The 13507-nt window shown below is 40.8% G+C and carries 14 protein-coding genes; 6 read left to right on the forward strand and 8 right to left on the reverse strand.

Annotated elements, in window-relative coordinates; translation table 11 throughout:
- Window positions 1-106 precede the first annotated feature (106 nt).
- Window positions 107-1195 (forward strand): Delta(10) desaturase DesB, encoded by a 1089-nt coding sequence (gene desB, locus IRB43_RS10530; protein WP_203363441.1) that lies wholly within the window; start codon window positions 107-109, stop codon window positions 1193-1195.
- Between the two features lie 183 nt (window positions 1196-1378).
- Here the strand turns inward: desB and IRB43_RS10535 are convergent, their stop codons facing one another.
- Together IRB43_RS10535 and IRB43_RS10540 are read right to left on the reverse strand one after the other, a co-directional pair.
- Window positions 1379-2899 carry a succinate CoA transferase gene (locus IRB43_RS10535; RefSeq protein ID WP_203363442.1) on the reverse strand — a complete coding sequence of 507 codons (1521 nt, stop codon included), beginning with the start codon at window positions 2897-2899 and terminating at the stop codon, window positions 1379-1381.
- Window positions 2900-3022: 123 nt separating this feature from the next.
- Window positions 3023-3673 (reverse strand): LytTR family DNA-binding domain-containing protein, encoded by a 651-nt coding sequence (locus IRB43_RS10540; RefSeq protein WP_203363443.1) that lies wholly within the window; start codon window positions 3671-3673, stop codon window positions 3023-3025.
- Window positions 3674-3751: 78 nt separating this feature from the next.
- Between IRB43_RS10540 and ybaK the strand changes: the two genes are divergently transcribed.
- From ybaK to IRB43_RS10555, 3 genes are all read left to right on the forward strand, one after another.
- Window positions 3752-4228: a Cys-tRNA(Pro) deacylase gene (ybaK, locus tag IRB43_RS10545; protein WP_203363444.1), complete on the forward strand. Its 477-nt coding sequence runs from the start codon at window positions 3752-3754 to the stop codon at window positions 4226-4228.
- Between the two features lie 143 nt (window positions 4229-4371).
- The gene (locus IRB43_RS10550; RefSeq protein WP_203363445.1) at window positions 4372-4656 is read left to right on the forward strand and encodes a hypothetical protein; all 285 of its coding nucleotides are present in this window, start codon (window positions 4372-4374) and stop codon (window positions 4654-4656) included.
- Between the two features lie 160 nt (window positions 4657-4816).
- On the forward strand, window positions 4817-5881 hold the full coding sequence (locus IRB43_RS10555; protein WP_203363446.1) for a hypothetical protein: 1065 nt from the start codon (window positions 4817-4819) through the stop codon (window positions 5879-5881).
- A 32-nt stretch (window positions 5882-5913) separates the two neighbouring features.
- Here the strand turns inward: IRB43_RS10555 and IRB43_RS10560 are convergent, their stop codons facing one another.
- The 4 genes from IRB43_RS10560 to IRB43_RS10575 form a co-directional block, all read right to left on the reverse strand.
- Entirely contained in the window at window positions 5914-6729 is an 816-nt protein-coding gene (locus tag IRB43_RS10560) for an alpha/beta fold hydrolase (RefSeq protein ID WP_203363447.1), read from the reverse strand.
- 102 nt (window positions 6730-6831) lie between these two features.
- Window positions 6832-7911 (reverse strand): AI-2E family transporter, encoded by a 1080-nt coding sequence (locus IRB43_RS10565; RefSeq protein ID WP_203363448.1) that lies wholly within the window; start codon window positions 7909-7911, stop codon window positions 6832-6834.
- A gap of 57 nt (window positions 7912-7968) precedes the next feature.
- On the reverse strand, window positions 7969-8157 hold the full coding sequence (locus IRB43_RS10570) for a hypothetical protein (RefSeq protein WP_203363449.1): 189 nt from the start codon (window positions 8155-8157) through the stop codon (window positions 7969-7971).
- A 192-nt stretch (window positions 8158-8349) separates the two neighbouring features.
- Window positions 8350-9702: a YjiH family protein gene (locus IRB43_RS10575; RefSeq protein WP_203363450.1), complete on the reverse strand. Its 1353-nt coding sequence runs from the start codon at window positions 9700-9702 to the stop codon at window positions 8350-8352.
- A 285-nt stretch (window positions 9703-9987) separates the two neighbouring features.
- Between IRB43_RS10575 and IRB43_RS10580 the strand changes: the two genes are divergently transcribed.
- Entirely contained in the window at window positions 9988-10869 is an 882-nt protein-coding gene (locus IRB43_RS10580; protein WP_203363451.1) for a Cof-type HAD-IIB family hydrolase, read from the forward strand.
- 69 nt (window positions 10870-10938) lie between these two features.
- The gene (ilvA, locus tag IRB43_RS10585; RefSeq protein WP_203363452.1) at window positions 10939-12198 is read left to right on the forward strand and encodes a threonine ammonia-lyase IlvA; all 1260 of its coding nucleotides are present in this window, start codon (window positions 10939-10941) and stop codon (window positions 12196-12198) included.
- A gap of 135 nt (window positions 12199-12333) precedes the next feature.
- Here ilvA and bshB2 read toward each other — a convergent pair whose 3' ends face one another.
- Together bshB2 and IRB43_RS10595 are read right to left on the reverse strand one after the other, a co-directional pair.
- A complete protein-coding gene (gene bshB2, locus IRB43_RS10590; protein WP_238941959.1) occupies window positions 12334-13029 on the reverse strand; it encodes a bacillithiol biosynthesis deacetylase BshB2 in 696 nt (231 codons plus the stop codon).
- Window positions 13030-13056: 27 nt separating this feature from the next.
- Window positions 13057-13407 (reverse strand): YojF family protein, encoded by a 351-nt coding sequence (locus IRB43_RS10595; RefSeq protein ID WP_203363539.1) that lies wholly within the window; start codon window positions 13405-13407, stop codon window positions 13057-13059.
- Window positions 13408-13507: the final 100 nt, after the last annotated feature.

Here is a 13507-nt window from a genome sequence, read left to right on the forward strand (position 1 = left end):
CTCATTGACAAGTGGGTAAATCTGGTGGTAGCATAAAGTTTATTATTTTGATTTTTCGGATAATATGGAGGAAGTGTGAAAAAAATTCTGAAATGAGGGACGTTTAGTGAAAGAGCTTCAATCATTTGGTTGGTACGCTGCTCGAGTGGCGCCGCATCTCCCTAAACAAGCGTTTAAACCTGCGCCCGAAAGACTTTGGGCTGGTTTCATTCATTTATTAGTCGTCATTGCAGGAATAATGACGATTAGCTTGACTGACTCTGTGTGGCTTTATGTACCGATTGCTGTGATCTTAGGCTCCTCTTTTGCTTCGATGGGGCTGCTTGGTCATGAAATTTTGCATGGAACCGTAGTTAGAAAAGCATGGCTACGTGATTTAACGGGAGGAATTGCTTTTTTTCCGTTAAGTACAGGGCCGCGTCTATGGAGAAAATGGCATAACATGACGCATCATATTCACACGCAAGATGAAGAGAAGGACCCGGATGCATGGCCGACAATTGAACAGTTTGCCAAAAGTCCATTATTAAAGGGCATATACAAGCTTCCGACTTCACTTCGTGGATTTTTAGGTATGGCGTTTTTAGCGATTACGTTTACGTTTCATTCGCTTCGGATGTTCAAGCGGTTTATTTTGGAATTTAAGCCGCAGAAGCGCGTATCCGTTTGGCTACAGCTACTGCTTCCATGGGCGACATGGATTGGACTGCTATTTCTGATCGGTCCGTTAAAATGGCTGTTTGCGTTTGTCATTCCATTATTAATCGGTAACTTTATTGTCATGGCTTACATTGCAACGAACCATCGTTTAAACCCGATGACATCGGTGAACGATCCATTGGCTAACAGCTTAACAGTCACCGTTCCAAAATGGGTGGATATGCTCCACTTCAATTTTTCGTACCATACGGAGCATCATTTATTCCCTGGAATGAGTTCTAAATATTATCCGCTCGTGAAAGCGGAATTGAAAAAACGCTGGCCAGAGCGCTATCATGAAATGCCGTTGACGAAGGCACTAGCGGCTCTTTATAAGACACCGCGCATATATAGTAATCAAACCGAGCTAGTCGATCCATTTCCAGGTACGAAGTTTGGTACACTCGGACATGGACTTGACCCGGCCAATATTCAACAAAAAGCAAAAACCAAACAGACAAAAGAACAACAGTCGAGCGACTCAGCTAGTCGTTAAACAAAAAGAAGAGGGCTGCTTATCAATAGCAGCCCTCTTCTTTGACAGTAGGGAGTGTGTATAAAAATTTTATTTATATTAACGCCTGGAAGCTTAGACATAAAAGCGCGTTTTTGAGATTGGGAAGTCTGGGGTCAGTCTTCATAATATGTCTAAGCCACCTAGCAGACGTTACAAAAGTAATTATTTGGCTGTAACAAATTCCTCTTGCAGCATAGTGCCTTTTTCAGCGAAATTTGTATGCCAAGAAAAGGCTTTTTCCAACACATGCGGTGTTTGTCCGCCGCGTTTCAGTGCTTCATCAAAGTAAGCGGCTAGTTGCTTTTTGTACATTGGATGCACACAGTTATTAATGATGACACGAGCGCGTTCCACTGGTGCAAGACCGCGTAAATCCGCATAACCTTGTTCTGTGACAATCACATCCACATCATGCTCCGTATGGTCGACATGAGAGACAAAAGGCACGATGCTTGAAATCTTGCCATCTTTCGCTACAGATTTCGTCACGAAGATTGCCAAACGGCAGTTGCGAGCGAAATCGCCAGAGCCGCCAATTCCATTCATCATTTTCGTGCCGCTAACGTGAGTGGAGTTGATGTTTCCATAAATATCTGCCTCTAGAGCGGTATTGATGGAAATCAGGCCAAGACGGCGAATGATTTCAGGATGGTTGGAAATCTCTTGTGGACGCAAGATCAGCTGCTTACTATATTTATCCAGGTTAGAAAAGACTTGCTGCATTTTGTCTTTCGATAAGGTAATCGAGCATCCGGAAGCAAAGCGAACTTTTCCGCTGTCTAATAAATCAAATACAGCATCTTGTAGCACTTCTGAATATACTTCAAGGTCCTCAAATTCCGAATCCAATAATCCATGAAGAACCGCATTGGCCACTGTACCAATTCCTGATTGCAACGGAGCCAACTTATTGGTTAAACGGCCAGCTTTAATTTCTTCACGAAGGAAGGTGATTAAATGGTTAGCCATTGTGGCTGTGTCTTCATCTGGTGGAGTAATCGTTGACGGTGAATCTAGATCATCGGTCAGTACGATTCCTTTAATTTTATTAATGTCCACTTGAATACCAGTTGTACCAATTCGGTCATCGACAGAAGTTAGGGGAATTGGTAAACGGTTACCTTGTTCGCCTACTTCATAGATGTCATGTAAGCCTTCAAGAGCTGATGGTTGAGCCACGTTTAACTCAATAATGATATTTTCCGCTTTCTCTAAGAAAATGGAAGAGTTTCCGACAGATGTAGTTGGGATAATGGCTCCCTCTTCTGTAATTGCAACTGCTTCGACAATGGCAAAATCAATAGGATTCAGTACATCTGCTCGTACCATCTCAGCTACTTGAGATAAATGTTGATCAATGAAGTACATTTCTCCCTGATTGATTTTCTTACGCATTGCGGGTTCTGCTTGGAACGGTAAGCGTTTATTGACGATCCCTGCTTCTGCCATTAATTTATCAATATCAAACCCGAGTGAAGCTCCGGTATATACGTCTACTTTAAATGGTTCATCTTTCGCACGATCAACTAACGCCATTGGGACAGCTTTGGCATCCCCGGCACGAGTGAAACCGCTTAATCCAAGAGTCATTCCGTCCTTAATCCAAGAGGCAGCCTCATCGGCAGATACAATTAACGATTGTAATTGTTTATTGCGCAAACGATCTGTGATTCGAGAATTCACAAAAAATCCCCCCTCGTTACTTTTTAAATATTCTATCAACTTTTTCGTGCTTGCTCATTAGCTTTCGCATGAAAAGCCTTTAATTTGCGCCGAAACAGAATATATCATACATGAAGCAGAAAGTTAATAGTTAAGCGCTTTGCGGAATAAACTGGAATATGTTTGGCTAACTGGGATCTTCATTTTGTTCTTCATTATGAGCAGGAAAGTGGAATGAGAGTCCGGTTGAATTTCCTGAATAAAGTTGACATTGACAATATAAGAACGATGGACGCGAATAAAATGATCAACAGGCAATAAAAACTCAAGCTCCGTTAAATTCATTTTATGATAGCCTTCTCGATGCACAGCTTGCACCTTTGTTTTGCGGCTTTCCGCTTCCAAATAAATAACGTCCTTATAGGGAATAGGATACCAACGATCCTCTGCTTTTATCGTAAAAAAATTAGTGGAAATCGGAGACGGCTTGGCAGGAAAAATAGTTGTCACCGCACCGATCACTTCATCATTGTTAAATAGCGGCACAGCCATCGCGTAATAAGGTGTGCCATAAACCTCACTGTCGATATATTCAGAAACGGTATGTTTTTCTGAAATGGCCTTTCCTGTCACGCCACCTTTTTTAAAAGGTTCACCAGGACGAATCTGTAAATCCACAAGCTTGCTCGCTTGGTAATAAATAAATTTTTCTGAGTCTGATACAGCTACCGATGTATTGTATGGAAGAAATGTCCGCATTACATCCATAATAGAAGTCACTGTAAGGTTATCCATAATCTCCACCTCTTCTTGCTTATCGTATATACTTATCTTAACAAGATCATATGAAAGAAGGAAGAAAGGAAGAGATCGATGAGTAAAGCAAAAACAAATGCCATGCGAATGCTTGATGCCGCTAAGCTAACGTATGAAACATTGGTATATGAAAACAAAGATGGAAAAATCGATGGTATTTCTGTTGCTAATAAGATAGATAGAAACCCGGAAATAGTTTACAAAACATTGGTCACGAGTGGAGCAAAAGACTTATATATATTTGTAATTCCAGTGGTGGAAGAATTAGATTTGAAAAAAGCAGCGAAAGCAGCAGGCGAGAAAAAGCTGGAAATGATACCGGTAAAGGATATTCAAAAGCATACAGGCTACATTCGAGGTGGCTGCTCCCCAATTGGGATGAAAAAGCTGTATCCCACTTTTATTGACAAAAGTGCGGCTTTGTTAGAAACGATCATTGTAAGTGGAGGGAAAATTGGCATTCAGTTGGAGTTGAAGGTAGCCGATTTGATTGGTTTAACACAAGGCAATGCACAATTTGAAGTGACCAAGTAACAGAAATGACATTCTTGAATATTATGTGAACCTTTTATTAATGTTATGTGATTTTTTGATGAAAAGATCATGAACATGGTATTTTTTTGCTCTTCTTCAGATATAATGTGGACATAACTTAAGAATAGGAAGTGAAAATAATAATGGTTGTTGTCAACTTACTTGATTCAAGGAATTATTTCGATGGTGAAATTAAAGAGGATTTTTTAGTGATTTATGAAAAGCTTCAGCACTCTTTAGCTGTTTTTAACGAAGGCAGATTTGGAGAGGTAGAAGGCGATACGGAAGAATATTTAAAAGTGTTACACAATCCCGGCGAAGATTGCTCACTGTTGAACGTGAAAAGCTACAAAATTGGGCAAGAGTACAAATGTTTAGACGATGCACTTCAAGACATCAAAGAAACTCATCGAGAAATTTTCAAGTAAGTGGTCCAAAACAACGACAATTGTTATTAGTGAATGAGAGGCGGCTAAAGCGAAAGCTGCCTCTTTTTGTATGTATGGGTGCTGAAACATAAATGCGCCCTCGCCGTCATATACATATACAGGGAGGCCCGTTGAAATCGATCAGTAAAGAGGTGTAGATATGAGCGGTCAAACAATTCGTTATTTCACAAGGGGGAACACAGCGAAAGGCTTTTACAGCTTACTTGAAACGAATCTTCAAGGGATTGAGCAATTGTTTATTTTAGATGGCGGAACAGAAGTAGATCGAAAGGTTTGTATGCAGCAATTGGCTGAGCGGTGTCGAGAACAGGGAATGAGCATAGAGCTGATTCATTGCGCCTCGGATCCAGATACGCTTGAAGGAATTATTATGCCGGATAAACAAGCCGCGGTATACGCATTTGGATTCTCTAATAAGGAAGCTACAGGAGTGAACACGCAATCGATTTCTATTCCAGAAAGAAAGCCTCTTTCTGATCAAGCCGCGCTGGAAATTGCTGAACTGGAAGAAAAAGCTGATACTGCAACAGCCAAAGCGTATACTTGCTTTCGAAAAGCGCTCGATGTACATGATGAATGGGAGCATATTTACATTCAAGTGCTTGATCAACGGAAAGCCAATCAGCTGACGGCCAGCATCATTCAGCAGTTGATTCCTCCAAATGATAAGAAGAAGACTTCAGCTGTCAGCAAACATCGTTTCCTCGGTGCAGCAACGCCAAGAGGAGCGGTTGATTTTATCAATAACTTAACGCACGATCTTAACCATCGTTACTTTATTAAAGGGCGACCAGGCTCAGGGAAATCAACAATGATGAAAAAAATTGCCGCTGCAGCCGAAGAACAAGGATATGATATCGAGGTGTATCATTGCGGATTTGATCCGAACAGTGTCGACATGGTCATTGTAAGGGAGCTCGACTTTGCCATATTTGACAGTACCGCCCCGCATGAATATTTTCCTAGTAAACCTTCTGACAGTATCATTGACCTTTATGAAGAGATTATTGAAGAGGGAACGGATGAAAAGAATGTTGCAAAAATCAATGATGTCGCTGACCAATATAGCACATTGATGAAAACGGCGACTCGTTACTTGGCAGAAAGCAAGCAATACAAAGACCAAATCGAAACGTTATATGAAAAAAGGAAAGATCCAACCATCGTTAGCCATGTATGTCACCATATTTTACAAAAAATTTAACTGGAAAGAGAGTCAGAAGCATCTTCTGGCTCTCATTTCTCATTCCATAAAAATTGCCCGATCCGCTCATCCACTTCATTGCTTTCATGTAAGCCGCTATGATTAATGTTTGGATCAAAAATAATGACTTCATGATAATTGTCTTTTGGAACGATGTGCTTGATCGCTAGAGCGCTGTCTATATCAACAACTTGATCAGCCACTCCGGCAATGGTGAGCGTTTTTACATGCCTTGGGAAAGCATCCTTATTTTTCTCCAGCTGTGTCACAGCAGGTGAGCTGGGCATTAAGTCGAGGGCTGCGCCTCCTTTATTCGTTTGGAAATATTTCTCGTTCTTGACTCCTTTAAAAGGGCTGCCAATCACCACTAGCTTGTTGACATGTGGATACTTGCTTCCTTGCTGATAATCCTCTAAAAATTTAGTAGAGACGATGCCGCCCATAGAGTGACCAACAAGGTTGACTTCATTGATGCCATACTGTGCTTTCAATGTGTTCATCACTTTCGATAGCCAATAAGCTGTATCTTTAAAACTGGCTCGGTTATTTTCAAATACGACTTGCACAAACAAGCGATCATTGGTTGTGTAACGTTGCACTTTTGATGTTAGTACACGGCCATCTTTCGTGACTTTGCATAAAAGAACTTGCCTCCCCCAGTGGTGTTCATGTTCGAAACGATGAAGCATCGAACGGAAAGAATTGACGGTTCCTTTATACCCGTGAATAAATACTGTTACGTTAGAATGAGGAGAGGTGGCTGCTTTTGTATACTCATGGAGGTAATAGCTAGCGAAACTTAAAACGATAAGGAGCACAATTATGTTGTTTTTTCTAAGTTGTTGCATCTTTGTTTTCTCTCCTTTATTGTCAGTATATTCTTTTGAAAAAAGAATATAGGCATCTATATTTACCATAAAAGGAAAAAAGACTGTCCAAAGACAGCCTCACTATACTTTTTTCGTTGCTGCTTGCTTAATTTCCGTGCGCATGTCATACAAATTGACCACAATGGTTTTTATAACGGCATAAGCAGGAACACCTAAAATAACTCCCCATATACCAGCTAAGTTACCAGCCGTCAAGATCACAGTAATAACCGTTAATGGATGAATCGCGAGTGCTTTCCCCATTACATTAGGCGAAATTAAATTTGACTCAATTTGTTGGGCAACAAGCATAATAATCGCTACATAAATCACCATTTGAGGGTCTTGTGTCCAAGCAACCAATAGAGCAGGAGCTACTGCTATATAAGGACCTAAAAACGGAATAACATTTGTCGCCATACCGAACAGAGACAAAATAAGGGCATAATCCAATTTAATGATTAAATAGCCAATAAATAGCATGACCCCTACAAGAAAGCTAACAAATAGCTGTCCTTGTATATAGGACTTTAACGTATTATCTAAGTCACTTAATGTTTTCTGTACCCATTCTTTTCGGTTGCCACTGAAAAATTGTGTAATAAAAGGAGCGAATTTTTCACGATCTTTCAACATATAGAATAAGAAGAATGGCACCAGAATAATGGAGAATGTTGCTTGTAGCAATGATTGAATAAATTCGATCAGCCAAGTACCAAAAGACATAGCGATCGTTTGCGCTTTATCGAGAGCGTCTTCAATCCCTTGCATCGCACTTTCCGGCAAGCGATCCCGCTGATTCATGATATAACCAATACCTTCTTCAGTTGCATGAAACATTTTAGGGGTGTTTTTAATTAGTTTCGTCATTTGCTCGTTCACAAGCGGGCCGATGATGGTCGATAATAACCAAAACAAACCGAATAACAAAATGTATACGGCAAGAATGGCAGACCACTTAGGCATCTTTTTTCCTTCAAGCCATTTAACGATCGGACGTGTTAAGTAAAATAAAACACTTGCTAGTAAAATGGGTAAAAACACCGTTTGTACTACAATTAATAATGGATAGAAAATATCTTGCACTTCTCTACATAATCTAATAATGAGAAGCAGAATAATCATTCCAACTCCAAATTGAAACCAACTTTTATGAGTCACCTGTTCACTTCCTCTCTCAACAGTCTCGCACTGTATACTTATTATAACGAGATAGAGTCAATAGAGAAACCTTTTTACGTACAGGTAATGTGAATGCTGTAAAAAATAAGGCACACTCGTGATGATCGAGTATGCCTTATTTAACGGCGCCTTCCGCTTTTCGAGTGTCCAGCTCCAGGCGCTAGCGGCTAGTGGGCTTCCGTTCTCCTCCTTACGATAAGTCAACATCGATTCACTGTCGTTCATCGTGTTTCCTTTATCTCGTACGGATCACTTCAGCCCATACGCCGCTGAACAGCGCCTTCCGCTTTTCTTGTCTAGCTGCAGGCGCTATCGGCTCGAGGTCAAAAGTCAAGCCGGCCAAAAGGTTAAAAAGCAACCTTTCAGCCGACTCGTCTTTTGCTTGTCGCCGATGAACGAGCGCCTTCCGCTTTTCTTTTAAAATATTAAATGCGCCACTCCAGCGATGATTGGGAGTGAGATTAACGTTCTTAAAAGGAAGATCAGGATAAGGTCTTTGAATGAGATTGGAATTTTTGTTCCTAAGATTAGTCCGCCAACTTCTGACATGTACACAAGCTGAGAAACGGACAGACAAGCAATGACGAAGCGTGTCAGTTCGCTTTCGATGCCAGCGCCAATAACAGAAGGTAAGAACATATCAGCAAAACCAACCATAATCGTTTCTGATGCTTCGTTAGCAAATGGAATTTGTAACAGTTCAAGCAATGGAATGAAAGGAACTCCCAACCATTGGAACACCGGGGTATTTTCCGCAATCACTAAAGCGACGGTACCTAGTGCCATAACAACCGGTGCTACGCCAAGCCACATATCAATGACGTTATGAAACCCGTCTTTCACTACTTGACCAGGTTTATTCTTTTGCGCTTGCGCGACTGCTTGGTCAAACCCGTAGGAAATGGGAGAATAGCCTGCAGGCACTTTTTCTTCTGAATGTGTGCGTTCATTTCCATTAATAAATGTATCTTCTTTTCTAGATAACGGCGGAATCCGCGGTAAAATAAGGGCAGCTACAACGCCAGCAAGAATAACGGTTCCGTAGAAAGGAAGGAAATAATCTTCTAATCCAACCTGAGAAATAACCACTAAACAGAACGTGACAGAAACGACAGAGAAAGTAGTTCCGATAATAGCGGCTTCTTTTTTCGTATAGAATCCTTCCTCATATTGTTTGCTTGTTAAAAGAACGCCAATCGTTCCATCACCTAACCAAGAAGCAAGGCAGTCCACAGATGAGCGACCAGGCAATTTAAATAGCGGACGCATCACTTTTGTTAATGAATAACCAATAAATTCAAGTAATCCGAAGTTTAAAAGCAAAGGCAATAGTAATCCAGCGAACAAAAAAGTAGCAAATAAAACAGGCAATAAAGAAGTTAATAAAAGCCCGCCAGTATTTTCTGAATAAACCGCTTCTGGACCCATTTTAAAAAATGTCATGACAACAAAAATTGCACCTACAACGCGCACAACAGTCCAAAAAGGAGTAATATCAAATAATGAAGCTAGAAAATAAGAATTTCTAACAAATTGTGGGCGAATCATTTTAACCAATAATGTACCGATGGCTGAAACCAGGATCAAACCCGTCATGATAGCAGGAATATAATCACCCATTCCATCAAGTACAAAGTTTGATAGGACAGCAATCGGAATCGTATAGCTACCATCTATTTTCAACGGGATGACGAATAAGAAAACACCGATTAATGATGGAATAATAAAATATAAAATATGTGCAAGTGAAAATTTGTTAGTATTTTCCATATATTAATTTCCCTTTCTTCGTATAATTATTAACAGGTGTTTATTTTAATTCATTTTTGTCTAAAAATCTATAGTTTATATATAGTTTAAATGTAAAAATAATTCTAATTATTTTTAAAAAATATAACACAATAATATATAATTGAAAAGGTGGAATGTCACAAAATTGACACATTTTCAGAGGATTAGTTTAGAAAGCTTTATCCTTTGCTTGAAAAAAATGGTGGGTGTCATTCATGCTAAAATAAGTAAGTGAATAGAATACAAAATATAGCAGGTGAAAAAATGATTAAATGTATTGCGACAGACATGGATGGCACTCTTTTAAATGGAAGAATGGAAGTAAGTGAAGAAAATTGTCAAGCTGTAAAAGAGGCTCAAGCACAAGGGATCGAAGTCGTAGTGGCCACAGGTCGTTCTTATGCTGAAGCTCGTTATGCTTTGGATCAAGCTGATATTCACTGTCCAATCATTGGTGCGAATGGAGCAGAGGTTCGGAATGTTTCTGGTGAAATTCTTAGCCATTCCTTTATTGAAAAAGAAACCGCAGCACGTATCTTTCGAATGCTGAAAGAGATCGGCCTTTATTTTGAAATATATACAGCGAAGGGGACATTGACAGATGACTATGAAAAAGCGCTCGATATTATGGTGAATATTTTCCTGACAGCCCATTCAGAAATTCCTCAAGATCAAATTCGTGAGGCGGCCAAAATCCGCTTTACAAAAGGGTTGCTTCAATTAGTAGACAGCTATGAAGAGATCATTCATAAAGAGGATATCGTTGTTTACAAATTTTTGGCTTTTTCATTCGAACAAGAGAAATTAAGCAAAGCTAGGGAGCAGCTGTCTCTTATTGACGACATAGCTATTAGCTCTTCGGGAAGCGAAAATATCGAAATTACTCACCTCGATGCTCAAAAAGGTATAGCTTTAGAGCGATTTATAAAAGAAAAAGGAATCTCTCTTCAAGAAACAATGGCGATTGGTGATAATTTCAATGATGTGTCGATGTTAGAGCGTGTTGGTTTCCCGGTAGCTATGGGGAATGCTGATCCAGAAGTGAAAGCATTGTGTAACTACGTGACAGCCACTAATGATGAACATGGGGTCGCAGCTGCGATTGAAAAAGTGATCAGTGTAAAGAATCACGAGAATTTCTCGTGATTCTCTACCCAAATGAGTTATTAGTGTGTTAAAATAATTCTTAAAATTCAAACAAAGAAGGGGAAAAATGTGAGCAAGGCGCTAACGAAAGTAAAAGTAGAAGATATCGTCATGGCAAATCAGACGTTAAAAGATGTGGTGACTCAAACACCACTGCAAAAAAATGAATTATTATCCGCCCGTTTTGGATGCAATATTTATTTAAAGCGTGAGGATTTGCAAATTGTGCGCTCTTTTAAATTGCGCGGGGCTTACAATTTCATATATAGTCTGTCAGAAGAGGAGCGCGCAAAAGGAGTGGTTTGTGCAAGCGCAGGTAACCACGCGCAAGGAGTTGCCTATTCCTGCAAGCAGCTGAATATTAAAGGAACTATTTTCATGCCATCCACTACACCAAGGCAAAAGGTATCACAAGTGAAATTATTCGGCGGGGATAACGTAGAGGTTATTTTAACGGGAGATACATTTGACGATTCTTATTTAGCAGCGATGAGCTTTTGTTCAGAGAAGAAAATGGAATTTATTCATCCGTTTGACGATTTTCGAACGATTGCCGGACAAGGAACAGTCGGTGTAGAAATTATGAATGATATGTCTGAGTCCATTGACTACCTATTTTGTTCAATTGGCGGAGGAGGCTTAGCTGCTGGTGTCGGTTCGTATGTGAAAAGCATCAGCCCGAACACAAAAATGGTCGGAGTGGAGCCTGAGGGAGCACCGGGGATGAAAACGTCGCTTGCTAATAATGAAGTGGTTGCTTTAGACCAAATTGATCCATTTGTCGACGGAGCAGCGGTGAAGCAAGTGGGCAATATCACAATGGACATTTGTAAAGAAGTTCTTGATGATATCGTTATTATCCCGGAAGGAAAAGTATGTACAGCTATTTTGCAGTTGTATAATGAAAACGCCATTGTAGCGGAGCCGGCAGGTGCTCTATCCATTGCCGCACTTGATTTTTACAAGGACGAGATTAAAGGCAAAAATGTTGTTTGCGTCGTGAGCGGCGGCAATAATGACATCGATCGCATGCAGGAAATTAAAGAACGATCCCTGATTTACGAAGGACTGAAGCATTATTTCATTATTAACTTCCCGCAGCGTGCAGGTGCCTTGCGAGAATTCTTGCACGAAGTACTCGGAGAAACAGACGATGTCACCCGTTTTGAGTACACGAAACGAAACAACCGCGATGAAGGTCCTGTTCTTGTCGGTATTGAGCTTAAGCATAAAGAAGACTACTTCCCGCTCATCAACCGCATGAAACAAAAAGGATTTCCGTACATCGAAATCAATAGCGATCCGTTCTTATTTAACTTACTAATTTAACAGAAGCCACGCCTGAGCGTGGCTTCTGTTTGTGTAGGGCGAAGGTCGAAGAAAGCGTAGGAAAGTCGAAGACATAGATAAATAGCAACTGTCCCCTCAGTCCGTAACAGTGGACTGGGGGGACAGTGATGTTTTTTATAGTTCGCTTACGCGGTCGTCGTGCCAGCGATAGGACCAGAAGCGTTCAAATTTGACGCGTTGAATCGTTTCTTGATCATTTTGGACTAGCAGTTTTTCCATTTCTTTTAGCATCCAAGCCGTTTGGGAAATGTGGGCGCGCAAAGCTTCTATTTTTTGTTCAAAGGTGTCATGAATATCGTAAATAATGTCAGGACTGCCGAGATCCGTGTCTGTGTTGTTGGCGAATGCCACGCAGTGCAGCTTTGGACGCTGGTCTTCGGGCAGTCGTCGGATAGCGCGGACAACGGCCCGAGCCGTTGCTTCATGATCAGGGTGAACAGAAAAATCTGGATAAAAGCTGATGACTAGCGATGGGTTCAGCTCTTCGATTAAGTCTGATACAAGATCAGCCATTTTTTGATCATCTTCAAATTCTAATGTTTTGTCGCGCAGTCCCATCATGCGCAAGTCATCAATTTTTAAGGCATTGGCGGCTGCCTTTAATTCCGCTTTGCGAATTTCTGGCAGCGACTCGCGCGTGGCAAATGGGGGATTTCCAAGGTTTCTTCCCATTTCTCCAAGAGTGAGGCAAGCATAAGTAACAGGCGTGCCTCTTTTCGTATGAGCAGCAATTGTTCCTGCAACACCGAACGCTTCATCATCTGGATGCGGAAAGATGACAAGGACGTGGCGTTCTTTTTCGATTTTCATCACCATCGATGATGTCCCCTTCCTCTCTTAGTGGTTAAAAGGCTCTTTGCCAATCTGTAAGGCAACAGCGAGCTTTCCGTCAAAATCGTGGCCGGCTAACAGCAATCGGCCTTTTTCATCGAATGTAAAGTGAGTCAAGCCCTCTGCATACACCCAGCCAATCGTTAGTTTTAAACCGACCCGGTATGGACCGTCACCGACGATTTTTCCATGTTCGTATTGAATTTGGGCGTTGCGAATATAAGCGCCAGCAGAAAACATTTTTTCGTTAAAATGTGTGGCATAGGCACCATTTGTCGTTTCGAGATGAATATATACTTCTTCCTTAGCAAATTGGTCAATAGCTGCTTGAACTTTTGATAAGATAATTGGCTCCAACATGAACCCTCCTCTACAAGCCTGTGACAATTATTTTACTAAACTCGAGCGATGAAAGCGAAAAAAAAGACCGCCTTTTTTCAGGCAGTCTTAGTTGAAC

The sequence above is a fragment of the Bacillus sp. REN10 genome, assembly GCF_016820555.1.
In the GTDB taxonomy this organism is placed as follows: domain Bacteria; phylum Bacillota; class Bacilli; order Bacillales; family Domibacillaceae; genus Bacillus_CE.